The organism is Streptomyces sp. NPDC048521, assembly GCF_043199855.1.
GTDB lineage: Bacteria > Actinomycetota > Actinomycetes > Streptomycetales > Streptomycetaceae > Streptomyces.
The window spans coordinates 35553-61007 of the sequence record NZ_JBICWR010000015.1; the positions used below are offsets into that span (position 1 = coordinate 35553).

Genomic DNA, 25455 nt, shown 5'->3' on the forward strand with positions numbered 1-25455 from the left:
CGTCCGCCTTGCCGTGGAAGTGCGCGTAGAGACGCCGGCCTCCTCGATGATCCGCTGGACGCTGATCTCGGAGAACGGCTCACCCGCGGCCGGCAGCCGCTCCACGGTGGACGACACCAGGTCCCGGGTCGCGGCCGCGCGGGCCGCATGGTGGTCGGACAGGCGTCGGGGCCCAGGTCTCATCGGGCACCTTCCGGTTTCGAACAGTCCCGCGGTCCGTGGACCGGTGGGTTCGGACGTGGCGCGTCCTCCGGCACACGGGAACTGTCGACGAGCCTCAGAGGCCCCGCGCGGCCTCCTCCAGGATGTCCGCGAGCCTGTCGGGCATGGAGAGCAGCGGGGTGTGGCCGCTGGGCAGGTGGTGCGTGGTACCGGTCCGGGCGGCGAACGGCTCCTGGTAGGACGCCGGAAGGCTCTGGTCGTTGTCGCACAGGACGTAGGTGGTGGGCACGGTCTTCCATCCGGTCTCGCTCACCGGCTCGGCGAAGGACAACGCGGTCTGGGGCCTCAGCCGGGGGAGGGCGGCCTCGCGCTTGTCCTGCGGCACGTCGTTGTAGAGCGTTTCCAGCGGGTTCTCCCGGACCGGGATGGTGCCTTCCACCGTCGACAGGTCCGGCTGCTCGCCGCCGAAGCACGTCATCAGACTCTCCCCCTTGTCCAGGACGAAGGCGGAGACGTAGACGATGTGGGCCACGTTGGCGGCGCCCGGCGTGGCCTGGGTGACCGGCGCGCCGCCGTAGGAATGCCCGACGACGATCAGGGGGCCCTGGAGGGAGTCGATCTTCTCGCGAATCACCCGGGCATCGTCGAGGAGGCCGGGGAGCTTGCCCTCGGAGCCCTCGGCGACGACGCTGGGCAGGTCCACCGTGTGGCTGGTCCAGCCCCGCGCGGTGAGCACGTTCTGGAACTCGCGCCAGCACCAGGAGCCGTGCCATGCCCCGTGCACCAGGAGGAACTCGGGGCGTCGCTCGGTGTCGTTCATCTTCGTCCTTGTCTAGATCCGAACGGATGTGTAAGGGGCGGAAGGGGCCGTGAGGTCCGAACCGGCGCAGGCGGGCCGGAACGCGGACTCAGCGCACCGTCCCGTCACGCCCGCCAGGGGCGGTGACGCGGCCGGCAGGACCGTGGTGGCCGCGCCCGGCGCGGGGGTCTTGCAGTAGTCCGGGGTGATCAGGTTGCCGTCGGCGTCCATGGACCCCATGGCCCGCATGGTCGCGTCGCCGAGGTGACGGACCAGGTTGGTGTGGATGAACCCGGGCGCGCAGGCGTTGGCGGTGATGCCGTGCTCGGCCCAGCGTCGGCTGTCCCGGCCGCGAGCAGCCCGTCGGAGGTCTTGCACTGCGCGTGGGCGAGGAACGGATCGAGGGGACGCACCTGGGCCCCGGCGCCGGCGAGCGCGCGCACCGTCTCGATCCCCAGGCCGGAGGAGCCCCCGGTGACGATCACCCGGCGTCCGCTCAGATCGACTCCGGCGAATGTCTCCGCGGCGGTCGCAGCGGCCCGAAGGGAGTGGCTGTCAACGTCATGGTGCGCCTGCCTCGACCGGTGGGGGATGGTCACGTCCTGGCCGGAAGACACCTCAGAATCCGGGTCCACCTGGACGCCATGGAACAACCATACAGGGTGTTCATACATAGCTTCTCGCCGCGCAGGCCCAGCCGAGACACATGTGCGGTACGACCCCGCCGCCTTCCGTCGTCCCTCGTCATATATCGACCAAGTCGTGCCGCCGAGCTGCGGTCCCCGGAGCACCTGACACCTCACTGCACTCGGTCTGCGGTGATTTCCGCGTCATCAGGTGCGTCAGATCGCGCAACATCCCGTTGTCAGAGTCCCGACGCGCTGCTCGTACGACCCCTGATGGGGAGTTACCTAGACCCGGCGGCTGCTCGTGCTCGGCACCGCTGTGGGGGCGACGGCCTCGGTGTTCCCTGTTTCGGCGACTGTCAGGCGCCGCGCCTCAGCAGCGTGTACATGACCGAACGCTGCTGCTTGTGACGCTGGACGCGGCCCTTGGCGACCAGCGACTCAAGAGTGTTGCGCACCACCTGCGGGGTGGGGGCGCGGTCGGGGTACTTCGCCATCAGCTCGTCCCGCAGTTCCTTCGCCGGCCGCGGCTCGTCGTGGTGGCTGAGCAGATCCGTGAGCAGGTCACCGAGCAGGGGCCGGCGCGACTTCCCCTTCGCGCCCGCCTGCGCCGCGTCGCCTGCGGTGGCGGGCCTGGCCGATGCCGATCGCCGTGACCCGCCTCCACCCGGAGCGCGCTTCGCCCTGGCGACGGTCGGCTCGTCCTACAACTGCTCCGGCAGACGCCATGCGTCCGCGGAGGCCTCGTACCGCTCGGCGAGGTTCAGAATGTCGGCCAGGAGTGCCTCCTCCTGCTTCAACACCTCGATCCGTGACGCCAGCTCCTGCTGTCTTCGGCGGTCTTTCTCCAGGTCCGATGCGGCTTGTTCCACGTACCACGATCGGAGTGTGGCGGCTGACTGTGCGGTCACGACCATTCACTCCTCGATATGGATGAGTTGCGCATGGTACCCACGCCGAGGGCCCCGTGCGGAAAAGTGGCGACGCCGGACAGTCCATCGGGCATGCTCACTGTTCACGATAAGTCCTGATGTGGCTTCGCAGGGGATGTCGACGTCCACCACCCACACGAGTCGCGTCCCGGAGAGAGTGCCCGGTAAGTGTGCCGACGAACCGTGCCCGGTAATACTGTGCGGACGGGTGTCTCGCCTCTCGGGGACAGGGCAGGGCGGCCTCCCGCACCGAACCGTGGTGCACGGGACCGTGACCGGGAGCGGTCGCCACCGCCGAGGTCGCCGGAGCGCCCAGGAGACCGCCCGCATGCCGGGTGTGCCGGCCGGCACCGTCAAGAGCCGTCACCCCGAGGACCGGTCTGCGGGCCACCCGGGCAGTACTGGATGCCGTGCCCCAAGAGGCGAGAGGCTGGCGCCCGACGGGATCACGCCGGGCGCGGCGGGGCCGGCGCCCCAGCCCAGCTCGATCTCCCTGGCCGCGTAGCGGCTGGTCGAGCGCGGTTTCTGCCCGACGCCCGCTCGCGAACCACCGGCCAATCACTCACATGTGTGATGTGCCCCCCCAGGGGCCGACAACACCATGTCGTACGCAGCGCCGGCGCCATGAGGTGTCGACTGGAGCGGCGAGTGAGGAGACCTCAGGTGCCTGGCTTCACCCGTGGAAGGGACGACATGGCGTGGCGTCCGGATGCCTTCGAGACGCGGGCGCGCCGCGTCCGGGTCCTCGGCGGCCACGAGGTTGCACTGGTCAACGGCCCGGTCTTCCTGGTCGGCCTGTTCTACGCCGTGTCCCCGTGGGTGCTGGGCTTCGCCGCCGCACACCACGACCTCGCCGTGCACGACCTGGTCGTGGGCTGCGCCATCTGCCTCCTGGCCGTCGGCTTCACGGTGGCCCCCGAGCGCATGACCGGGCTGAGCGCCGCTCTGGGGGTGACCGGCCTGTGGATGGCGTGCTCGCCCTGGGTGGTGGTCCGGCACCCGGGACGCGCCGCCGCCGTCGACGGCCTGATCCTCGGCGTGCTCGCCCTGGTCCTCGGCCTGCTGTCCACCGCCCTGGTCCGGTGCGCCAACCGCGTCCCGTGACCCGCCGCCCCCGTACGCACCCGTACCGCCCCGTCCGCTGACGGGCACCGCGTCCCCGCAAGGAGAAGTCAGATGGCCGCACCCGTACCGCCCCGACACGACCCGCGGGCCCCGTGGCGCTCCGAGGGGGTGCCGGGCGGGCCGCCGACGCCGGACGGCCGGCGCGCCCGCAACGGCTGCCTGGTACAGGTCGTGATCTTCCTCGCCATCTACCTGGCGACCGGCCTGCTCTACAACAACATGCACGGCGACGGCACCACGTCCATCGACTACACCGCCTTCACCGCGCAGCTGGACTCGGGCAACGTCAAGACCGTCTACTCGCGGGGCTCGCAGATCCAGGGAACGCTGAAGAAGGCCGGCAAGGTGCCCGGTGACGACGGCGCCACCTACGTCCGGTTCAAGACGTACAAGCCCGCCTTCGCCGACAACGACGGGCTGTGGCGGGAGATCACGCGGGAGAAGGTCTCGGTCTCCGCCTCGCCGGTGGCGCAGGGACCTGGCCTCGGCCAGTCGTTGCTGGTGTCGCTGCTGCCCACCGCGCTGCTGATCGCCGTATGGGTGTTCGTCGCCCGCAAGGCGGGGGGCGGCCTCGGCGGCATGAGCGGAATCCTGGGCCGCAAGCCGCCGAAGCCGGTCGAGGCGGAGCAGGGGCGCACCACCTTCGCCGACGTGGCCGGGATCGACGAGGTCGAGGGCGAACTCAACGACGTCGTCGACTTCCTCAAGCGGCCCGAGGCGTACCGCCGCATGGGCGCGAAGATGCCCCGGGGCGTGCTGCTCGCCGGTCCTCCCGGCACCGGCAAGACGCTGCTCGCGCGCGCGGTGGCCGGCGAGGCCGGGGTGCCCTTCTTCTCCGCCTCGGCGTCCGAGTTCATCGAGATGATCGTCGGCGTGGGCGCCTCCCGGGTGCGGGAGCTGTTCGCGGAGGCCCGCAAGGTGGCCCCGTCGATCGTCTTCATCGACGAGGTCGACACCATCGGCCGGGCGCGCACCGGTTCGGCGGTGGGCGGCCACGACGAACGCGAGCAGACGCTCAACCAGATCCTCACGGAGATGGACGGCTTCTCCGCCTCCGACGGCGTCGTCGTGGTCGCCGCGACCAACCGGGCCGAGATCCTGGACCCGGCGCTGACCCGGCCCGGCCGGTTCGACCGCGTGGTGACGGTCTCCCCGCCGGACCGCGAGGGCCGGGAGGCCATCTTGCGCATCCACACCCGGTCCATGCCGCTCGCCGGGGACGTCGACCTGGCCCAGGTCGCCCGTACGACCCCGGGCATGACCGGCGCCCAGCTGGCCAACGTCGCCAACGAGGCGGCGCTGCTCGCGGTCAAGCGCGGCCGGGACCGCGTCACCGGGCACGATCTGTCCGACGCCCTGGAGAAGGTGCAACTCGGTGCGCAGCGCCCGCTGGTGATGCCCGAGGAGGAGCGCAGGCGCACCGCGTACCACGAGAGCGGCCACGCCCTGCTGGGCATGCTCCAGCCCGGCGCCGACCCCGTCCGCAAGATCACCATCGTGCCGCGCGGCCGGGCCCTCGGCGTGACCCTGTCGACACCGGACGCCGACAAGTACGCGTACACCGAGGAGTACCTGCGTGGCCGGATCATCGGCGCCCTCGGCGGCATGGCGGCCGAGCGGGTCGTGTTCGGGGTGATCACCACCGGCGCCGAGAGCGACCTGGAACAGGTCACCAACATCGCGCGCGGGATGGTGGCGCGGTGGGGGATGAGCGACCGGGTGGGACAGCTGTCGGTGCTGCCCGCCGACAGCCAGCAGCCCTACGGGATGTCCGCCGCCCCGCGCACCCTGGACCTGGTCGACGGCGAGATGCGCCGGATCGTCGAGGAGTGCTACGCCGAGGCGTGCCGCACCCTGGAGGAGAACCGCCACCGCCTGGACGATCTGGCCACCGCCCTGCTGGAGCACGAGACGCTGGAAGAGGTGGAGGCGTACCGTGTCGCGGGCATCACGCCCGCCGCCAAGGGACGGGAGGATGAAGCGGGCACGCGCCCGGCGGCAACCGGCTGACCGGCCGCGCGCTTCGGCGGGCCGTTCCCTCCGGCACCGCGCCGTACGGCGCCGCCGTATGCCCCCATCGACGTCGTCGCCGCGACGTGCAGGCGCCACGTCCTCACGCCGAGCGGCTATTTCAAGTCAAATGACGGATGCGTCGGTCGGGTGCGGCTGTGAGAGTCATTGCCAGCGGCGCCGGCGCAGTCAGGTGCGCGGGTCCGCCTCGCGTGGGGACGTGCGGCGGTCACTGTCCGCCGGCGCCGCTCTGCGGCGCCGGGAGGGCAGGGTGCCGAGCCCTGGGGGAAGGAAAGAGCGCGATGACGTCGATCGCCGACGAGCTGGAAAGCGTCTTTGACGTCATACGGCAGCCGGTCTGGGCCGTGGGCGCCGATCATTCGGTGCGCTACGCGAACCCCGCCGCCGCCGAGGCGATGGGATACGGCTGTCCGTCCGACCTGCTGGGCACGGATGGCCGTCCGTCCGACCTGCTGGGCACCGACGGCCGTCCGGCCACCGCCTCCGGGCAGTCGGAGACCGCCGGGGTGCCGGGGACCTCCGGGCAGTCGGAGACCGCCGGGGTGCCGGGGACCTCCGGGCAGTCGGAGACCGCCGGGGTGCCGGAGACCGCCGGGGTGCCGGGGACCTCCGGGCAGTCGGAGACCGCCGGGGTGCCGGGGACCTCCGGGCAGTCGGAGACCGCCGGGGTGCCGGAGACCGCCGGGCAGGCCGGCCCCCTACGGGGCCGGGGCACGCTCACGCGGGTCGACGGCTCGCTCCTCCCGGTCGAGTGGACCCGGGTGCCGCTGTCCCGGCCGGGCGGCGGCGCGGCCCTTTACGTCTTCCTGCCCCTAGCCGAGCCGGCCCCAGCCGAGTCGGCGCTTGCGGAACCGGTGCTCGCCGAGTCGGTGCTTGCCGATCCGGCGTCCGCCGAGCCGGTGCTCGCGGAACCGGTGTTTGCCGACCCGGCGCCCGCCGAGCCGGCCCTAGCCGATCCGGCCCCAGCCGAACCGGCGCCCGCCGACCCGGCGCCCGCCGAACCGCGCGGCGTCCGGGACGAGGGGGCGCCGTTTCCGCTCCTCGCGCACCGGCAGGTGGAACGTCAGCGCCAGTACGCCCGGACCCTCCAGCACACGGTCCAGGAACGCATCGTAGGAGCCCTGCTCGGTCTGAGCCTCGCGCGGCAGGAACTGGGCACGGCGCCCGCGCGGGCGATCGGCCTGCTCCACGACGTGGCGCGCGACACCGAGGAGGCCCTGGCCGGGGTCCGGGAGGTCACCGACGCCCTGAGCCCCGGAGCCCTGCGCGCCGGAGGCCTGCCCGCCGCGCTCGCCGCCCTCGCCCGGCGCTGCCCGGTGCCGATGACCGTCTCGGGCACCCTGGCCGGACGGCTGCCCCGGCTGGTCGAGTCGCACCTGTATCTCCTCGTCGCGGAGGCCGTCGAGCGAGCCGTGGACAACGGCCGCGCCGGCCGCGTCCGGGTGACCGCCGACCTCGGGGCGAGCCTCGTGGTCACCGTCGTGGACGACGGGGCGCCGCCCGTCGAGGCAGCGGACCTGGCGGCGCTGGCCGCCCTGACCGAGCGGGCCGCGGCCCTGGACGGCACGCTGAAGGTGCGTCACACGCCCGGCACCGGCACCACCGTCACGGCGGTCGTCCCGCTCTGACCGGGCGGCCGCACCCTCGAGCCACACCCGCGCATCGGTCGGGTCCCGCACGAAGACGGTCACTCGGCCGGTGCCGTCCCGCGTCTGGCACCCGGGGCACCGTGCGGGCCGCGTCTGGCACCCGGGCACCGTGCGGGCCCGCGTCTGGCACCCGGGGCACCGTGCGGGCCCGCGCCGCCGCCCGCCGGCGACGCACGTGTGAAAGCGCGGGCACGGCACACATGTCTGTCGGTTCAGGCCGGTATCGGGATCTGGATCAGGATGGTGGTGCCGCCGCCGGCCGGGGAGTCGATGGCCAGCTTCCCGTCGAAGGCCGCCACACGGTCCGCCAGCCCGGTCATCCCGCTGCCGGCGGTGGCCTTGCCGACGCCGCCGACCCCGTCGTCGGCGACCTTGATCCGCAGCACGTCCCCGAATTCGAGTGTGACGTCGATCCGGGACGCCTGGGCGTGCTTGACCGCGTTCGTCACGGCCTCGGCCACGACGAAGTACGCGTTCGACTCGACGGTGGAGGAGATCCGCCGCTCGTCCCTGCTCTCGACGACGGTGGGCACCGGGCACCGGGACGCCAGGTCCTGCACCGCCGCCACCAGCCCCTTCACCGTCAGCACGAGCGGATAGATGCCCGAGGCGAGTTCCCTCAGCTCGTTGATCGCCGTCTGCGCGTTGTCGATCGACTGGTCCAGCAGATCGATCGCGGCCGTCTCCGTGTCCGGTATCAGCTCCCGTGCCAGCCGGAGGCCGATCATCAGGCTGACCAGACGCTGCTGTGCCCCGTCGTGCAGATCCCGGGCCGTACGCCGGTGCACGGCCTCGGTGCTCTCCATGATGCGTCTGCGGCTGTCCTGCAGCGATGCCGCCATGGTGTTGAAGGAGGTGCCCAGTGCCCCGATCTCGGCCACCCTGCTGGGCGGCACCCGCACACTCAGGTCCCCGCCCGCGAGCTCCTCCGCCGCGGCCGCCGCCCCGCGCACCGGCCGTACCACCGCACGGTGCTGGAGCACCGTGAAGACGGCCACGAGCGCGGTCGACGCCGCGAGTCCCACGGCGGCGGCGAGCACCGCCTGGTGGCTGTTGGTGCCCGCCGCGTCCGTGCGCTCCGCGAGCTGTGCGCGTTCGTCCGTCATGTAGTCGTTGAACTGGGCCCGCAGGGCATCGACGCGCTGTTTGCCCTCGGCCGTCTCTTTCAGGGCGGACGCTGCGGGATCACCTCGCCTGACCATCTCGACCAGCGGGACCGAGTAGTCGTTCAGGAAGGACTTGACGCCGCGCGTGATCCGCTCGGCGGCGCGCCGCTGTCCCGGGGAGGTGGTGCTGTCGGTGAACCGCCGCTCCTCCGCGGGCAACGCCTTGCGCGCCGCCTGCCACGGCTGGAGGAACTCCTCCCGCTTCGTGATCACGTAACCGCGCTGTCCTGTCTCCAGGTCGAGGACCAGCTGCTCCATGCTGCCGGCTTCGACCAGGGCCGTCCGGGAGGCGCGTCGGGCCGAGACGGAGCTGTTCGCGTCGGAGATCGCGAACAGCAGGACGGTGAACGCCACACCGATCAACAAGGCGAGCAGGCCGCTCGCCGCGATCGTGAGGCTCGTCAGCCCCAGCCGCCGGCCCGTGTTCTCCTGTCGTGCGCCCATGTTCCGCCTGCCCGTGGATGGATTGAGACCCCTAGAGTCTGCAATGTATCCGCAGGCGAGCAGAAGACATGTCCACATGGCAGGCACGGGTGTACGCCCGCGAGGTGTGCGGCCTGCTGCCGCCCGGCCCGGTGCCGCTCACCCCGGTGCCGCTCAGCCCATACCGCTCAGCCCATACCGCTCACCCCGCTGCCGTCAGCCTCGTGCCGTATCGGCCGGCGGTGCACCGGCTCGGCGCTCCGGCGCTCCGGCGACCTGCGTGAACGCCCCAGGTCGCAGTGGCGCAGCAGGGCGAGCAGGACGAGGGTGGTCGCGGCGCTGCAGCCCGCGGCCAGCGCGTGTCCGGCCGTGTAGGCGACGCCAGGCGCCGACCAGCCGGGCACGGCACGGGACAGGGAACCCGCGGCCAGCAGCCCGCCGATGCCGAGCCCCAGCACCGCCAGGCCCACCAGCGGTCCGACCACCAGCAGCGACCCCAGCGGATGCCGGTTCCCCGGGGCGGGCCGGACCCGGCCGGTGCGGGCCAGGACCGCGGTGAGGCCACAGGCGACGGTGAGGACCAGCAGGTCGGCGCCGATCGTGTCGCTGGGACGGTGCCACCCGGCCGCCACCGTGTAGGCGCCCACGCCGGCGGCCCACAGTGAGCAGACGCCCACGACGCCGCCGCGCATCCGGTAGGGCACGACCAGGGCCAGCCCGAACAACACGCTCATCGCGATGGTGGTGTGCCCGCTGGGAAAGCTGTTGTCCAGCAGTTTCGGCGGGGCACCGACGAGGTCCGGCCGGTCGAGCACCCGGCGCTTGAGCACCTCGCTCAGGGCGAGCGAGCCGGCCACGGTGCCGACGGCGACCGCGGTCAGGGCGGGGCACCGCCGTACCACCCCGATCACGACGAGCACACCCACGGCGGCGCCCAGGGACATCACGGTGATGTGGGCCAGGACCCCGTCCGCTCGATGGACGGCGGTCGGCGTCTCGTCCTGCGCCCGCCCCGCCAGCACCGCGTTCTCCCAGCGCTGGCCCGCCGCCGTGCGTACGAACCCGGCGTAGACCACCAGGCCCAGCCCTGCCGCGAGGCCTCCGGCCGTCGCCAGCCGGGCCGACACACGCACGCCGAAGCTCCGATCGACACCACTTCCTCCGGTTCGCGACACCTTCGTGATGCTACGGGGGAGTCGTCTACCGCACACGGCGAGACGCGCACGCCGCACACGTCGGAACTGGTCCGCCGCACACCTCACCCGGTGGCCGGCCCGCCGCCCAGGGTGTCCGGGGCCACTCATCGCGCAAACGTGTGATGTCGGACGACTCGGTCGATGCCTACCTTTTCCTACCGATACCTGTTCGCGGCCACGGTCCGTCCCCGAGGAGAGAACCATGCGCGCAGTCACCTATGCCACCTGGCCCGCCCTCGCCGCAGCCATGGCCCTCGCCCTCACCGCGTGCGGCGGCGGTGGCGGATCCGACGGCGGCGGCAGCGGCGACGCCGTCCTCAGCGCCGTCTGGGGCGATCCGCAGAACCCGCTGGAACCGGCCGACACCAACGAGGTGGAGGGCGGCAAGGTGCTCGGCATGATCTTCCGGGGGCTGAAGCAGTACGACCCCAGGACCGGCAAGGCCGAGAACGCGCTGGCCGAGAGCATCACCACCAAGGACTCGCGGACCTTCACCATCAAGGTCAAGAAGGGCTGGACGTTCAGCAACGGCGAGCCCGTCACCGCCAAGTCCTTCGTCGACGCGTGGAATTACGGCGCGAGCCTGAAGAACAACCAGAAGAACGCCTACTTCTTCGGCTACATCGACGGCTACGACAAGGTCCACCCCGACAGCGGGAAGCAGACCGCCGACACGCTCAGCGGCCTGAAGGTCGTCGACGACCACACCTTCACCGTCCGGCTCAGCCAGAGGTTCTCGACGTTCCCCGACACCCTCGGCTACGCGGCGTTCTCGCCCCTGCCGAAGGCGTTCTTCACCGACCACGCCGCCTGGCTGGCCAAGCCGATCGGTGACGGCCCGTACACCATCACGTCGTACACCAAGGGCTCCGAGATGCAGCTGCGCAAGTGGGACGCCTACCCCGGCGCCGACAAGGCCCGCAACGACGGTGTGGACCTGAAGGTGTACACCGACAACAACACGGCCTACACCGACCTGCTGGCCGGCAACCTCGACCTCGTAGACGACGTCCCCGCCCAGCAGCTGAGCAACGTGCACCGGGACCTGGGCAACCGCTACCTGAACACCCCCGCCGGCATCATCCAGACCCTCGCCTTCCCGTTCTACGACAAGGGCTGGAACACCCCCGGCGCCGCGAAGGTCCGCAAGGGCCTGTCGATGGCGATCAACCGCGCACAGATCACCAAGACGATCTTCCACAACACCCGCACCCCCGCCACCGACTGGACCTCCCCGGTCCTCGGCGCGAGCGGCGGCTACCAGAAGGGGCTCTGCGGCGCCGCCTGCGACTACAACCCGGCCGAGGCCAAGAAGCTCATCCAGGAGGGCGGCGGCATCCCCGGCGGCCAGCTCAAGATCACGTACAACGCGGACACCGGCTCCCACAAGGAGTGGGTGGACGCGGTGTGCAACTCCATCAACAACGTCCTCGGCGACGACAAGGCCTGCGTCGGCTCCCCGGTCGGCACCTTCGCCGACTTCCGCAACCTGATCGGCCAGGACAAGCTCACCGGGCCGTTCCGGGCCGGCTGGCAGATGGACTACCCGCTGATCCAGGACTTCCTCCAGCCGCTGTACTACACGGACGCCTCCTCCAACGACGGCAAGTGGTCGAACAAGCAGTTCGACAAGCTCGTCGACGAGGCCAACGCGCAGACCGACCCGCACCGTGCCGTCCAACTGTTCCAGCAGGCCGAGGGCGTCGTGCGGGACAACATGGCGGCCGTCCCGCTGTGGTACCAGAACGGCAGCGCCGGCTGGTCCGACCGGCTCTCGCACGTGGCGCTCGACCCGTTCAGCGTCCCCGTCTACAACGAGATCAAGGTCGGCTGATCCACGTGGGGCGGTATGTGATCCGGCGGCTGCTCCAGATGATCCCGGTGTTCATCGGGGCCACGCTGCTGATCTTCCTGATGGTGAACGTGCTGGGCGACCCGGTCGCGGGCCTGTGCGGCGACAAGGCCTGCGACCCGGCCACCGCCGCCCGGCTCAAGCGCGAGTTCGGCCTCGACAGGCCGGTGCTGGAGCAATACGTGACCTACATGGGCCACGTCTTCACCGGTGACTTCGGCACCGCCTTCGACGGCGAGAAGGTCATCGACCTGATGGGCAGCGCCTTCCCGGTCACCGTCCGGCTGACGATCGTGGCGATCCTCTTCGAGATCGTCCTCGGCCTCGGCCTCGGCGTCCTCACCGGTCTGCGCCGGGGCCGCCTGCTCGACACGGCCGTGCTGCTGCTCACCCTGATCGTCATCTCCGTGCCGACGTTCGTCACCGGCCTGCTGCTCCAGCTGCTGTTCGGCGTCGAGTGGCGCTGGATCTCCCCGTCGGTGTCCCCGCAGGCGGCCTTCGGCGAGCTGATCGTGCCCGGCCTGGTGCTCGCCTCGGTGTCGCTGGCCTACGTCACCCGGCTGACCCGGACCTCCCTCGCGGAGAACCTGCGCGCCGACTACGTGCGGACCGCGATAGCCAAGGGACTGCCCCGGCGCCGGGTCATCGTCCGGCACCTGCTGCGCAACTCCCTGATCCCGGTGGTGACGTTCATAGGCACGGACATCGGGGCGCTGATGGGCGGGGCGATCGTGACCGAGCGGATCTTCAACATCCACGGCGTCGGCTACCAGCTCTACCAGGGCATCCTGCGGCAGAACACCCAGACCGTGGTCGGTTTCGTCACCGTCCTGGTCCTCGTCTTCCTGGCGGCCAACCTGCTCGTCGACCTCCTGTACGCCGTTCTCGACCCGAGGATCCGCTATGCCTGAGCAGTCGCCGTACGAACCCGAGGCCGCCGTCGCCGGGACCGGCACGGGCGGCGCGATGGACCTCGCGGCGAGCGAGGCCCGCTCCCTGGAGCCGGCGCCCGCCGACCCACAGGGCAAGCCGCGCGGCCTCTGGTCGGACGCCTGGCGCGACCTGCGCCGCAACCCGGTGTTCATCGTCTCCGGCCTGGTGATCCTCTTCCTCCTGGTCATCTCGGTCCGGCCGTCGCTGATCGCGTCGGGCAACCCCCTCGCGTGCGACCTGGCCAAGGCGCAGCAGGGCTCACAGCCGGGGCACCCGTTCGGGTACGACGGCCAGGGCTGCGACGTCTTCACGCGCACCGTGTACGGCGCCCGCACCTCGGTCACCGTGGGCGTCCTGGCCACCCTCGGAGTCGCGGTCCTCGGCTCCGTGCTCGGCGGCCTCGCGGGCTTCTTCGGTGGCCTGGGGGACGCGATCCTGTCCCGGATCACCGACGTCTTCTTCGCGATCCCGGTGATCCTCGGCGGTCTGGTGCTGCTGTCGGTGGTGACCAGCAACACCGTCTGGCCGGTGATCGGGTTCATGGTGCTGCTCGGCTGGCCGCAGGTGTCCCGGATCGCGCGCGGCTCGGTCATCACCGCCAAACAGAACGACTACGTCCAGGCCGCCCGCGCCCTGGGCGCCTCCAACTCCCGCCTGCTGCTGCGGCACATCGCGCCGAACGCCGTGGCCCCGGTGATCGTCGTGTCGACCATCGCCCTGGGCACCTACATCTCCCTGGAGGCGACCTTGTCCTACCTCGGAGTGGGGCTCAAGCCACCGACCGTGAGCTGGGGCATCGACATCTCCGCGGCCTCGCCCTACATCCGCGACGCCCCGCACATGCTCCTGTGGCCGGCGGGCGCGCTGGCGATCACGGTGCTGGCCTTCATCATGCTCGGCGACGCGGTGCGCGACGCCCTCGACCCGAAACTGAGGTGAGTCGTCGTCATGCTGCTCGAAGTGCGTGACCTGCACGTGGAGTTCCGGACCCGGGACGGGGTCGCCAAGGCGGTCAACGGCGTCTCCTACGGCGTCGACGCGGGCGAGACCCTGGCGGTGCTCGGCGAATCGGGTTCGGGCAAGTCGGTCACCGCCCAGGCCGTGATGGGCATCCTCGACACGCCGCCGGGCCGGATCACCGGCGGCCAGATCCTCTTCCAGGGCAAGGACCTGCTGCGGCTGAAGGAGAGCGAACGGCGCCGGGTGCGCGGCGCGCAGGTGGCGATGATCTTCCAGGACGCGCTGTCGGCCCTCAACCCGGTGCTGCCGGTGGGGGACCAGCTCGGCGAGATGTTCGTGGTGCACCGGGGGATGTCGAAGAAGGACGCGCGGGCCAAGGCCGTCGAGCTGATGGACCGGGTGCGCATCCCGGCGGCGAAGGAGCGGGTCAGGCAGTACCCGCACCAGTTCTCCGGCGGCATGCGCCAGCGCATCATGATCGCGATGGCGCTCGCGCTGGAACCGGCCCTGATCATCGCCGACGAGCCCACCACCGCGCTGGACGTGACGGTGCAGGCCCAGGTGATGGACCTGCTCGCGGAGCTGCAGCGCGAATACCGGATGGGGCTGATCCTCATCACGCACGACCTGGGGGTGGTGGCGGACGTGGCGGACCGGATCGCGGTGATGTACGCGGGCCGGATCGTGGAGCAGGCACCGGTGCGCGACATCTACACATCGCCCGCCCACCCCTACACCAGGGGCCTGCTGGAATCGATCCCGCGCCTGGACGCCAAGGGCCGGGAACTGTACGCCATCAAGGGCCTGCCACCCAACCTCATGGACATCCCGCCGGGCTGCGCCTTCCACCCGAGGTGCCTGATGGCCCGGGACGTCTGCCGCACCGACACACCCGCCCCGCACCAGGTGGCCGACCACCGGGTGAGCGCCTGCCACTTCTGGAGGGAGTGCCTCGATGTCTGAGCCGATCCTGGAAGTCAGCGGGCTCGTCAAGCACTATCCGCTCACCCAGGGCATCCTGGTCAGGAAGCAGGTCGGTGCCGTCAGGGCCGTCGACGGCGTCGACTTCACCCTCGACAAGGGGGAGACCCTCGGCATCGTGGGGGAGTCGGGCTGCGGCAAGTCGACGGTCGCCAAGATGCTGGTCAGCCTGGAGCGGCCGACGGCCGGCGCCATCAGGTACAAGGGCGAGGACATCACCAGGCTCTCGGGCCGAGCCCTGAAGGCCGTACGCCGCAACATCCAGATGGTGTTCCAGGACCCGTACACCTCCCTCAACCCCCGCATGACGGTGGGCGACATCATCGGGGAGCCGTACGAGATCCACCCCGAGGCGGCGCCGAAGGGCGACCGGCGCCGGAAGGTCCAGGAGCTGCTGGACGTCGTCGGCCTCAACCCGGAGTACATCAACCGCTATCCGCACCAGTTCTCCGGCGGCCAGCGCCAGCGCATCGGCATCGCCCGCGGCCTGGCGCTGCGCCCGGAGGTCATCGTGGCCGACGAGCCGGTCTCGGCGCTAGACGTCTCCGTCCAGGCGCAGGTCATCAACCTCCTCGACCGGTTGCAGAGCGAGTTCGACCTGTCGTACCTCTTCATCGCGCACGACCTGTCGATCGTGCGGCACATCTCCGACCGGGTCGCGGTGATGTACCTCGGGCGGATCGTGGAGACCGGCACCGACGCGGAGATCTACGACCACCCCACCCACCCCTACACCCAGGCGCTGCTGTCCGCCGTGCCCGTCCCGGACCCGGAGGCCAGAGACCACCGGGAGCGGATCATCCTCACCGGAGACGTGCCCTCCCCGACGAACATCCCCTCCGGCTGCCGTTTCCGCACCCGCTGCTGGAAGGCCCGCGAACGCTGCGCCGTCGACGCCCCCGTGCTCGCGGTGCCGGAGGCGTTCCGGCACACGGCCGGCCCCGCCGCCCACGACTCCGCCTGCCACTTCGCCGAGGAGCGCGACAAGCCAGTACACACACCCAGGTGACCGGCACGCTGTCCAGCGTGCCCTCCCTGACCGCGAACACCGGCCCACATGTAGGGACTTCCTCATCGTCTCGCCGCCCCGATCATGGGGTGTGCCCCATGGCGGTGGCGGCCGTGCGGCGCGAGAGTAGAGGTGTTCGGTTCGGAAAATGCTCCGGGCCGTGCGAGATCTCGGCGATCGGAACCACCTGACCGCCTCGGACCACGCGTGGTGCAGCGGCCCCGTCCCCCGGGGGCTGAGCGCCACCCTCCCCGCGGGGGGGGGGGGGGGGGGGGGGGGGGGGGGGGGGGGGGGGGGGGGGGGGGGGGGGGGGGGGCGGGGGGGGGGGGGGCGGGGGGGGGGGGGGGGGCGCCGGCCGGCGGCCGCCCCCCCCCCCCCCCCCCCCCCCACCCCCCCCCCCCCCCCCCCGCCCGGCCGCCGCCCCGCCGGCCGCCCCCCCCCCCCCCCCCCCCCCGCCCCGGCCGCCCGTACGGTGCCGTCAGGACACACGTGTGACCATCTCAGGCGTGCCCCTGGCCATGTCACTGGCTCTGATGGGCCGCCCCCGAGCCCCACGCCGTCTTCGGCCCACCGGTTCAGTCGATCTGAGCGGTGGCCTGGTCGACGAGGCGCTGCGCGAGTTCGCCCAGCCGGGCGGGGTCGCGCTGCAGTGCCCTGACGCTCAGAAAGTCGATGAGGGCGAAGAACGTGTCGTCGCTTTCGATCTTCCGGTCCAGCAGCATCGCGAGGGAACCGGGCTCGTCGTACGGCAGGGTCCGGGGCTGCCCGTTGGCGGCCGTCGGCGCGGTGCCGCCGGAGGAGGCCGCGGCCGTGCGCGGGGGGGCGATCGGCTGGGCCGGCTTCGGCGGCACCGGGAGCGAAACCGCGGGTGAAGCCTCGGGCGGGGCCGCTTCCCGGCCCGCGTCAGCAGTGTCCGCCTGGGCGGGTGGTGTCTGGGCCGGGTCCGTGGTGTCCGCCGGGGTGGGCGGTGTCTGGGCCGGGCCGGTGGTGTCCGCCTGCGCCGGCGGTGCCTGGGCCGGTACCGTCGGCGGTTCGGCGCGCACCGTCGCTGCCGCGGTCACGGTGGCCTGTCCGGCATCGGTCCCGGCCGCGTCGCCGTCCTCGGCCGGGCCGGGGTCGGCCGCGGGTTCCGCCTGGCGAGCGGCCTTGCGGGCCGCCTTCTCCGCATCCCTGCGGGCGCGTTCGGCCTTGAGAGCCTCGAGCGCCGCCATCTGCTGGTCGGCCGGCTTGTTGCCGACGGCACGCAGCAGGTCGATGGGTTCCTGGCCGATCCGCGCCTGCAGTTCGGGGGTGAGCGTGAGCAGCGCCAGCCGTTGCGACACCCAGCCCTGGGAGCGGTGCAGCCGCTTGGCCAGGGCCGTCTGGCTGCCGTGGATGACGAGCAGCCGCTGCAGAGCCCGGGCCTCGTCGAGTTCCTCCAGGTCCTGCCGGTGGATGTTGGCGACCAGCGCGGATTCGAGGAGCTCCTCAGACGTGCTGCCCTGTTCGTCGCTCACCATGACCTTGACGGTGGCCAGGCCGGCTTCGCGGGCGGCGGCCAGACGGCTGCTGCCGTCGATGACGACGTGGGTGGTGTTCGGTTCGAGGTCGCCCGCACGGTCCGGGTTGGCCGCGAGATAGGCATCACGGTTCATGACCGTGATGGCCTGCTTCTGACCGTGGGTCTTCAGGCTGCCCGCGAGGTCGGTCAGATCGCCCAGCTGCGAGCGGGGGTTGTCGGGGTTGGGGCTGATCTGGTGGACGGGCAGCTCGCTGGGCGGAGCCACGCCCTCGGTCGGCACACCGGTCGCGGCGGCCACGGCCTGCCGGCGTGCGCTGACGGGCCGGGCGCCGCCGAAACGTCCGGCGCCCAGCTGGTCGGCCTTGCTCATGAGATCTCCCGGGCCAGTGCGCGCATCCCGATGGCCTGCTGCGACTTGGGGGCGTAGGACAGCAGGGGCTGCTTCATTCGGACCGCTTCCTTCTGTTCCTTCAGGTCGCCGATCAGTCCCACCACCCTCGGATCCTTTATGTCGACCCAGCCCTGGAGCGAGGAGGTGGCGATGTAACCGCGGCGCGAGTCGTACAGGTTGACGACGATACCGAGATAGTCGATGTCGATCTGGAGGTCGTCGCGCAGGTCGTCGATCTGCGTGGTGAGCAGTTCGTAGGCGTCGGCCGAACTGTCCTCGGCCTGCACGACGATGAGCGCACCGGACTGACCGGGCTTCTCGCCGTCGCGCCGCCTGCCGTAGTAGGCGGCGGCGTCCATGCTGAGGCCGAGGCTGGGCGGGCAGTCGACGATGATGACGTCGTAGTCCGGCTCCAGCGGGGCGAGGGCGCGCTCGAGCGCGGCTTCGCGGGCCCGTACGGCGGACAGCCGCACGTCGAGGAGGAAGGCGTCGTTGCACGCGGGCAGCAGGTGCAGACGGTCGCCGAAGGTCTCCTGGTCGATGGGCACGACGAGGTCGCGCAGGTCGCCCTTGGGGTCGCCCGCCATGTGGTTGGTGAGGCTGTCACCGTTCATCGGCAGGGGAGCGGCGCCGAGCTGGTTGGTGAGGTGGCACTGGGGATCGAAGTCCACGAGCAGGACCCGCATGCCGAGGCCGGGCAGGTTCTCGATCTCCAGGGGCTCGTCCTCGCCCTGCTCGGCGTCGCCGGCCCGCAGGGCCTTGGCGAGCGCCTTCGACACCCGCACGGCGTGCAGGGCGTTGGGGGACTCGGCGAGCGCCTCGCCGACGCCGGCCGTGATGGCGGTCTTGCCCACCCCGCCCTTCTGGTTGCAGACGATGACGCGGCGGGTGACGCTGGGCCGCTCGACGTCGGGCGCCGGATTGGAGTCGAGCCACAACGTGACGGACTGGGCGAGTCCCTGGATGAGGGAGACGCTGCGGTCCGCCGCCACCTTGCGGAACGTCTCCCACTGCCCGGGCGGGAGGAAGGTGGAGAAGGAGTCGGCGCCCGCGGTGTCGACGGTTTCGGTGGCCGAGGCGAGGGCGCACCAGTCCCTGATGCCCTGCTCGACGGCGGCCTGGATCTCGAGGCCGTGCTGGGCGGCTCTGACCTTCAGGTCTTGCCGAAGCTGGCCCGGCAGCTTGGAGACGACCTTGTCGCGGTCGCCGGAGGAGGCTGGAGAACTCATGGGGGGTACCTTACTAACGCTCGTGATCGTTCGCGTCGTCGACACGTTAGTTAAGCCGACTGCCGTGTCGTGGTGGGCGCCGGCCGGCCGACGAACGCAACGCCCGTACCCCTCGTCGCCGTACCCGGCAGGGCCGGGGGCCGTCACTCCATGAACTGCGTCAGCTCCTTCCGGTCCCGTGCGTACACGACGCGCCCGTGAGCGCCGTTGACGATCGGCATGTGCGGCGGCACGTGGCCGCACTCGACGTCGGCGATGATGGGCACACCCAGAGGACCGAGAGCATCGAGCACCGCCTCGTGCTGGGTCAGCGAGGCGCCGTCGGGCGCTCGGGTGCGTCCGACGAGAACGGCGCTCGCCCGGTCGAAGAAGCCCGCGAGGCGCATGCCGTGCAAGTGCCTGCAGACCGCGAAGGCGTCGGCACGAGCCGCCTCCACGTACACGATCAGGCCGCCGCGTGACTCGTCGCGGCACAAGGAGGAGACGTCGAGGAAGGGCGTGCCGGTCAGGTTGCACAGGCTCTCGATGCACCCACCGATCAGCCGTCCCTCGACTTCCACTTCGGCGTCGGAGTCGAGGCGGGTCCACGTACCGGCGCGGTCCAGACTGTACTGCCGTACCTCGGGGAAAGCCGCGTAGTCGTCCCAGCCCGTCGACCGGTAACGGCCGGGCGAGGTCTGGGTGAACCGGTGACCCCGAGGCGCCGCGACGATGTCCAGCCAGGACACCAGCCCCGCGGGCACGTGGTAGGGCGTGTCCATGAGGTTGTTGCCGTGGACGGTCGCCGTCCCGGTGAGCAGGGTCAGGGGCACCGTGAGGGTCGAGATGTCGGAGAAGCCGACGAGCCAGGTCGGTTCGGCGTCCCTGAGCCGGTCCCAGTCGAGCAGGGGCAGCAGGTCGATCCCGGTCTCGCCGCCCCACGGCGGCACCACGGCCCGGACGGCCGGGTCGACCAGCATCCGCATCAGCTCCTCGGCCCGGTCGGCAGCGGGTGCGCTGACGTGCCCGGTGCCGTCCATGCACCGGCCGACGACGACCTCGTACCCGCGCGCCTCGAGTTCCCGGACGGCGATGCGCAGCCGCTCGGCCAGCCGCTCACCGACGCCGCTCGACGGCGCGGTGACGCCGATGCGGTCGCCGGGGCGGAGGGCGCGGGGAAGGCGGAGCGGCGTGTGCCGGATGGTCCCAGGGCCCGCGTCCCGCCCGGACGGCCCGGCGGACGGCACGTCGCCGGGCAGCCACCCGCGGCCGGCCGTGCTCCGTCCCGTGCGGCCCGCGCCACCGTCGGTGCTTGTGCCGGTCACAGCGCGCGGAGGTGCTTGCGGAGCCCCTCGGGGAGGCGACGAAGAGTCTCCGGGCCGGCGAACAGCGGGAGCGCGAAGACCGAGTGGTGCCAGAAGGAAATGCCCATGGTGGCCTTGATGACGCCGTGGAATCCGACGGACGTCAGGCCCAGCACGGCCTTCTTGTCCCACAGCAGCAGCAGCGCCAGCGGGAAGAGGAGTTCGAACGCCAGTGCTCCCGAGGCACAGGCGGCGAGCACCGGTTGCGGGGCCCTGCTGATACGCCTGCCGATCGCGTTGCCGTGCTCGGCCATGCCGGCGCGCAGGGTCCGGCCGTCCGCCCATCCGGGGCCCCCGACGCGCAGTTTGGCCAGGCCCGACTGGAAGTACATGGTGGCGTAGTACAACTGGAGCACCGCCAGAGCGGCGGAGTCGGCCGTACTGGCGGCCTGCGTGCCGTCGGGGCGGCGGCCCTTCTCACCGACGGCGGACAACAGGGCCAGGAACGCGTTGAGATGGGAGTTGTAGTTCCAGGCCTTTTTGTGGAAGTCCACCACGTGCTTCTGGGCCAGGCCGAAACTGATGTTCGCGCACGCGGTCACGGGCAGGCTCCGGACGCCGGCGCCCCACAGCGCCAGGCTCACCGCGGCCACCACCCGGCTCGTCTCATATCCGCGCCGGCTCATCCGCAACCGCGGGCGGGAACCGGCACGCTGCTCGGGCTCCGGCTCCCTGAGCTGTTCCACAACCCTGCCGGGCGGCATCTGCCGCACGGTCTCCAGGGCGGACAGCGCGGTCACGATCCGCGCGAGGGACAACTGGGAACTCGCCTGCGGCTGTTCCACGAAGATCTGCCGAAGCAGCCGCCCGGCACCACGGAACCTGCTCGAACGCATCGTCGTTCGCCCTCTTTCCTGCCGGTCCTTCCGGCATGTCAACGCAATGTCCACTTCGGCGCCTCGGCGATGGCCGCCACGCCGAGGGGGTCGTGCCGGTGGAGAAGTTCCGCCGAGACGACGTCGGTCCTGTCCTGGGGATCGCACACCCGGAAATCCACGACGACGAGATAGACCTCGATGGCCACGAACCTCTCCCCGGGCGGTGGGGTGAACGACGCGCGGCGCTCGTCGAACCTCGACCACGACGACGTGTTCAGCAACTCGATCACCGACCGGCAGAACTGTTCCTGCCGGCCCTGTTCGCGCATCTCGATGAAGACATCGTCGACGAGGGACACGACCCGGAAGAACTCCAGGGGCAGCAGCCCCCACGGGTCCGCCGGTCCGACGACCGTCGACCGGTCGGTGAACAGACGGACCCGTGCCTGGTAGGCGCGGTCGCGCGACCGGTAGCTGAACATGTTGTACGAGCACCACGGCCAGCGGTTGGAATTGCGGACGGTGTGCCCCACCTGCATGCCGAGGTACAGCAGACCGCTCGCGACGACAGCCGCCCACTGCGGTGTGATCCCCGCCCGCGCCGCAGCGGCCGACGACGGTTCCAGGAGTCGGGCGGCGGCACGGCCCGCTCGCAGCAGACGCCTACTTGACGAGTTCGGGGACATGGGCTTCCCATCGGCGGATCGTGGAATCGGCTCGCTCCATCCGCCATCCCGCGAGGGCGGACAGCAGGCACCCCGCGGCCAGCAGCGCCACGAGCACGCCCGCGCGGCCCCCCGCCAGCAGTGCCCCACCGGCCAGCGGGCCGACGACCTGACCGGTCTGGGTGGCCAGGGAGAGGGCGCCGTTGTACCGGCCCCGGTTCGTGTCGTCGGCGAGGTTGTTGACGATGGCCGGCAACGCCCCACCGATCAGGACCTCGCCGACGGCGAAGGTCGTCATGGCCACAGTGAGCAGCGCGGTGCTGGTGACGAACGACCGTGAGAGAACCAGTGGGAAGAAGACCGCCCAGACCGCCACCCAGGACAGCGCGCCCCAGGCCAGGACCCGCCCCGGCGCGGTCGAGTCCATCCACGACGCGAACGCGGCCTGGCAGACCACGATGAACACGGCGTTCACGAAGAAGGTGACGGCGAGCATGCTGGAGGTCACGTGCGCCGAGGTCGCGATCACCGGCACGGTCGACTGGATCTGGCCGTACCCGACGGCGAACAGGACGCCTGCCGTGGCCAGCGTCACCAGGAGCAGGGGACCCGTCCGGCGGGTTCCGGCCGTGCGCGGGCCGGCCTTCGCCTCCTTCGCCGCGCGCCCTTGCGCGCCGGACCGCGACCCACGGCGCGTGGCCGTCACCACCACGGCGAAAGCGCCGACGACGGTCAGGGAACTGGCCCCGTCCGCCAGGTACATCACGGGAAAGACACCGGAGCCGAACACGTCGACGAGGACAGCGCCGAGGAGCACACCGATGCCCACTCCCGCGTTGACGGCGGCGACCTTCGCACCGAACAGCGCGCTCGTGGAGCGGCCCTCGGGCGCGGACTCGGCGACGGCGGCGTTCAGCACCGTTCCGCCGCCGCCCAGCCCGAACCCGTACACCGCGGACGTGGCGAGGGCGGACCACGTCGAGTCGGCCGCGGCGAACCCGGCCGTGCCCGCGGACACGACGGTCAGATAGACGAGCCCCGCCCGTCTCAGGGACACCCGGTCGACAGCGAACCCACTGGCCAGCGCACCGACTATGGAGCCGGCGGCGATCAGGGAGAGCGCTGCCGTGGCCGAGGCGACGGCGATGTGCCGGTACTGCGTCAAGTACACGATGAGGAAGGGCTGGACCAGTCCCCCTCCGGTCGCGCTGACGAACATACTGCCGAGGAGGATCTTGGCGTTCCTCGGAAGATCGCGGTAAGCCCGCAAGGGTGACATGGCGTATATTCCTTCGCTCTTCCTGTGAGAGAGGACGGTCAGAGCGCGACGCGGATCGCGTCGGCGATCCGGGTGGGCCCCATGACGGACGTGCTTCTCAGGGCGTGTGCCGCGCTCACGTCCACGCCCATCGCGTCCAGCGCGGCGAGACCGACCGCGACCGTGGCACGCGCGCCGCCGTCGCTCACCTTGACCACCACGGCGTGGCCGGCTTCGGTGGCGAGCAGCAGGGTCCCCTCCGCGCCGCTCTTGGCCACCAGGCCCGGCACCAGACGCATGAGATCGGTGTCGACGTGGTTGTGGGTGCCGCCGACGAACTCGGGATGCGCCCGCATCGCGTCGACCACGGCGCGCGGCGCGGTGCCCGGCTCCGCCAGCACGAGGCCGCGCGCCGCCCTGGCCAGCCCCACCGGGCTGATCGCGAAGATGGGCGCACCGCATCCGTCGACCGCGACGTGCTCGACCGCGTCACCGGCCGCCTCGCCGACGACCGCACACACAAGACGTTGCAGCGGATGCCGCGGGTCCAGGTACGACTCGGTCGGCCAACCCGAGGCGACACACGCCGCGAGCATGGCGGCGTGCTTGCCGGAACAGTTCATGTAGACGGGGGACGGCTCCTCGTTCCGGCGGATCAGCTCATTTCGGGTGGACTCGTGACCCGGCACGCTCGGTGGGCAGCGCAGCGCCTTCTCGTCCAGGCCGGCGTCCGCGAGGACGCGGGCGACGACGGCGGTGTGCAGCGGCTCCCCGATATGGCTCCCCGCGGCGATGGCCAGCGAAGTGCCCGAGAGACCGGCGCCGGCCCGCAGACACGCCAACGCCTGGAAGGGCTTCGCCGTCGAGCGAGGCAGGATCGGCTGCGCGATGTCTCCCATCCGCAGGCCGACCGAGCCGTCCGGCATGATTCCGGCGACGCTGCCGTAGTGGAGGCTCTCCACGAACCCGGAGCGCATGACATCGGCCAGTTTCTGACTTTTCGACATATTCGTACCTACCGTTGGGCAATGAGGACGGTCGACACGTGTCGACTCGTCAGGCCGTGAGCGTGACCGGCAACGAGCACATCGGCTCGCGGTCGTCGCGTCGCAGCATCCGGGCCGGCAGATCCGAGGACAGAGCGTGCGTCCGTTCTGCCACCCAGCTCGTCACGTACGCCATGCGATCGAAGAGTTGTTCGTGAGAGTCGGCTGTCAGCAGCACTTGGCCCAGCTTGACGACCGCGTTGCTGAGGGAATGCGGCATCAGGAAACCGCGCGGCAGTTCGATCTGCGCATAGAGCACCCCGGGCAGCTCCATGATCTGGTCGACGGAGGGACGATCGGCGAGCACACCCGGTGTGCAGGGCAGGAAGGTCGAACCGATGACCGCCGGTTCGTGCCGCACCTGGAAGTCCGGCCGCTCCCCGGCCAGGGCCTGGACACCCGCCCGCGCCAGGTCGACACCGTACTTCGCGAGCACGGCGTCCCGCGTCAGCACGCCGCCCCTGCGGGCCGCGCACTCCCCGAACACGACACGGCCGGACTCGGGGTCGGCGAACAGCTCCATGTGGAAGGGGCCCGACCGCAGGCCCAGAGCGGTGAGGGCCTGCTGGATCACCGGCTCCGCGGAGTCGAACGCCCACTTCTCGGTGACGGGGTCCAACTGGACCAGTTGAAGGGGCAGGTTCTCCTGGACCGTGCCCAGGCACGTCTTGAGGTAACGCCCGAGCGCGAAGAAGCCGATGGTGCCGTCGACCAGGAAGCCGTCGGCGAACCACTCCTCGCCGTGGGAGAAGTCCTCCACGATGAACGACCGGACGGGTACCCCGGCCCGCAGGTACTCCTCCGACAACGCCCTGACGTCGGCCGTGGTGTGCACCACCGACGTCAGACTCGTCGCCGCGCCACCGACCGGCTTGAGCACCGCGGGGCTGAAGGGCAGTTCGAAGTCGTCGGGTATGTCCAGGACGTCGGGGACGCACTGGAACGCGGCGGTGGGAACACCGGCCGCCGTCACGATCGACTTCTGGACCGACTTGTCGCGGAAGTTCACCGCCACGTCCAGGGGAACGGCCCGCGCGTCGAAGTGCCGGCCCAGCGCGGCCGCCGTGACGACCGCGAACTCGTCCGACGTCACGACCACGTCATAGCGGCGCTCCAGCAGTCCGGCCCGGCCCAGCCCCATCATGACGGCTTCCAGGCTGCGCTGATCGTCCACCAGGACGGCCGGCACGTCCTCGGGCACGGGGTAGAAGGCGAAGTCCTTCACCGCCGCGCCGTACACGACGACCATGTCGTAGCCCAGCTCGCGGCAGGCATCCAGTACGTACCGATCCAGCCCGATCACCAGGGCCGACTTCCCGGACATTGTCTTTTTCGTTCCCTTCTCATGGGGTGGGGGGGT

The 25455-nt window shown here is 71.3% G+C and carries 20 protein-coding genes and 1 pseudogene; 8 read left to right on the forward strand and 13 right to left on the reverse strand.

Annotation, left to right across the window (positions count from 1 at the left end):
* Nucleotides 1–277 precede the first annotated feature (277 nt).
* From ACGFRF_RS29820 to ACGFRF_RS29830, 3 genes and pseudogenes are all read right to left on the reverse strand, one after another.
* The gene (locus tag ACGFRF_RS29820) at nucleotides 278–982 is read right to left on the reverse strand and encodes an alpha/beta hydrolase (protein ID WP_393745175.1); all 705 of its coding nucleotides are present in this window, start codon (nucleotides 980–982) and stop codon (nucleotides 278–280) included.
* Between the two features lie 12 nt (nucleotides 983–994).
* Nucleotides 995–1339, reverse strand: a complete 345-nt coding sequence (locus ACGFRF_RS29825; protein ID WP_393745176.1) for a hypothetical protein — start codon at nucleotides 1337–1339, stop codon at nucleotides 995–997.
* A 607-nt stretch (nucleotides 1340–1946) separates the two neighbouring features.
* A pseudogene (locus ACGFRF_RS29830) lies at nucleotides 1947–2498 on the reverse strand (hypothetical protein).
* Between the two features lie 714 nt (nucleotides 2499–3212).
* Between ACGFRF_RS29830 and ACGFRF_RS29835 the strand changes: the two are divergent.
* The 3 genes from ACGFRF_RS29835 to ACGFRF_RS29845 all read left to right on the forward strand — a co-directional run bounded on the left by ACGFRF_RS29835 (nucleotide 3213) and on the right by ACGFRF_RS29845 (nucleotide 7303).
* Complete coding sequence (locus ACGFRF_RS29835) at nucleotides 3213–3623, forward strand: SPW repeat protein (RefSeq protein ID WP_393745178.1); 411 nt, start codon at nucleotides 3213–3215, stop codon at nucleotides 3621–3623.
* Between the two features lie 72 nt (nucleotides 3624–3695).
* Entirely contained in the window at nucleotides 3696–5654 is a 1959-nt protein-coding gene (gene ftsH / locus ACGFRF_RS29840) for an ATP-dependent zinc metalloprotease FtsH (protein ID WP_393745180.1), read from the forward strand.
* 302 nt (nucleotides 5655–5956) lie between these two features.
* Nucleotides 5957–7303: a histidine kinase gene (locus ACGFRF_RS29845; RefSeq protein WP_393745182.1), complete on the forward strand. Its 1347-nt coding sequence runs from the start codon at nucleotides 5957–5959 to the stop codon at nucleotides 7301–7303.
* Nucleotides 7304–7536: 233 nt separating this feature from the next.
* On the opposite strand, the gene ACGFRF_RS29850 is transcribed toward ACGFRF_RS29845, so the two are convergent.
* Nucleotides 7537–8934, reverse strand: a complete 1398-nt coding sequence (locus ACGFRF_RS29850; RefSeq protein WP_393745184.1) for a CHASE3 domain-containing protein — start codon at nucleotides 8932–8934, stop codon at nucleotides 7537–7539.
* Between the two features lie 167 nt (nucleotides 8935–9101).
* Complete coding sequence (locus ACGFRF_RS29855) at nucleotides 9102–10046, reverse strand: phosphatase PAP2 family protein (protein ID WP_393745186.1); 945 nt, start codon at nucleotides 10044–10046, stop codon at nucleotides 9102–9104.
* A gap of 265 nt (nucleotides 10047–10311) precedes the next feature.
* Between ACGFRF_RS29855 and ACGFRF_RS29860 the strand changes: the two genes are divergently transcribed.
* From ACGFRF_RS29860 to ACGFRF_RS29880, 5 genes are read left to right on the forward strand one after another with little or no spacing between them, the layout of a single operon-like run.
* The gene (locus ACGFRF_RS29860; protein WP_393745188.1) at nucleotides 10312–11943 is read left to right on the forward strand and encodes an ABC transporter substrate-binding protein; all 1632 of its coding nucleotides are present in this window, start codon (nucleotides 10312–10314) and stop codon (nucleotides 11941–11943) included.
* Nucleotides 11944–11948: 5 nt separating this feature from the next.
* Complete coding sequence (locus ACGFRF_RS29865; protein WP_393745190.1) at nucleotides 11949–12872, forward strand: ABC transporter permease; 924 nt, start codon at nucleotides 11949–11951, stop codon at nucleotides 12870–12872.
* Nucleotides 12865–13833, forward strand: coding sequence for an ABC transporter permease (locus ACGFRF_RS29870; protein WP_393745192.1), 969 nt, complete (start codon nucleotides 12865–12867; stop codon nucleotides 13831–13833). Before ACGFRF_RS29865 ends, ACGFRF_RS29870 begins: the two co-directional genes overlap by 8 nt.
* A 9-nt stretch (nucleotides 13834–13842) precedes the next feature.
* Nucleotides 13843–14817: an ABC transporter ATP-binding protein gene (locus ACGFRF_RS29875; protein ID WP_393745194.1), complete on the forward strand. Its 975-nt coding sequence runs from the start codon at nucleotides 13843–13845 to the stop codon at nucleotides 14815–14817.
* Nucleotides 14810–15844: an ABC transporter ATP-binding protein gene (locus ACGFRF_RS29880; RefSeq protein ID WP_393745196.1), complete on the forward strand. Its 1035-nt coding sequence runs from the start codon at nucleotides 14810–14812 to the stop codon at nucleotides 15842–15844. Before ACGFRF_RS29875 ends, ACGFRF_RS29880 begins: the two co-directional genes overlap by 8 nt.
* Nucleotides 15845–16419: 575 nt before the next feature.
* On the opposite strand, the gene ACGFRF_RS29885 is transcribed toward ACGFRF_RS29880, so the two are convergent.
* The 8 genes from ACGFRF_RS29885 to ACGFRF_RS29920 form a co-directional block, all read right to left on the reverse strand.
* On the reverse strand, nucleotides 16420–17715 hold the full coding sequence (locus tag ACGFRF_RS29885; protein ID WP_393745198.1) for a ParB/RepB/Spo0J family partition protein: 1296 nt from the start codon (nucleotides 17713–17715) through the stop codon (nucleotides 16420–16422).
* Nucleotides 17712–18965: a ParA family protein gene (locus ACGFRF_RS29890; RefSeq protein WP_393745200.1), complete on the reverse strand. Its 1254-nt coding sequence runs from the start codon at nucleotides 18963–18965 to the stop codon at nucleotides 17712–17714. The genes ACGFRF_RS29885 and ACGFRF_RS29890 overlap by 4 nt, the downstream gene beginning before the upstream one ends.
* 143 nt (nucleotides 18966–19108) lie before the next feature.
* Nucleotides 19109–20095, reverse strand: coding sequence for a S66 peptidase family protein (locus ACGFRF_RS29895; RefSeq protein WP_393745479.1), 987 nt, complete (start codon nucleotides 20093–20095; stop codon nucleotides 19109–19111).
* 170 nt (nucleotides 20096–20265) lie between these two features.
* Entirely contained in the window at nucleotides 20266–21144 is an 879-nt protein-coding gene (locus ACGFRF_RS29900; protein WP_393745202.1) for a hypothetical protein, read from the reverse strand.
* Nucleotides 21145–21182: 38 nt separating this feature from the next.
* Complete coding sequence (locus ACGFRF_RS29905; RefSeq protein ID WP_393745204.1) at nucleotides 21183–21812, reverse strand: hypothetical protein; 630 nt, start codon at nucleotides 21810–21812, stop codon at nucleotides 21183–21185.
* Complete coding sequence (locus ACGFRF_RS29910) at nucleotides 21790–23070, reverse strand: MFS transporter (protein WP_393745206.1); 1281 nt, start codon at nucleotides 23068–23070, stop codon at nucleotides 21790–21792. Before ACGFRF_RS29910 ends, ACGFRF_RS29905 begins: the two co-directional genes overlap by 23 nt.
* A gap of 38 nt (nucleotides 23071–23108) precedes the next feature.
* Nucleotides 23109–24056 (reverse strand): asparaginase, encoded by a 948-nt coding sequence (locus tag ACGFRF_RS29915; protein WP_393745208.1) that lies wholly within the window; start codon nucleotides 24054–24056, stop codon nucleotides 23109–23111.
* A gap of 49 nt (nucleotides 24057–24105) precedes the next feature.
* Nucleotides 24106–25419: an acetyl-CoA carboxylase biotin carboxylase subunit family protein gene (locus ACGFRF_RS29920; protein WP_393745210.1), complete on the reverse strand. Its 1314-nt coding sequence runs from the start codon at nucleotides 25417–25419 to the stop codon at nucleotides 24106–24108.
* Nucleotides 25420–25455 lie beyond the last annotated feature (36 nt).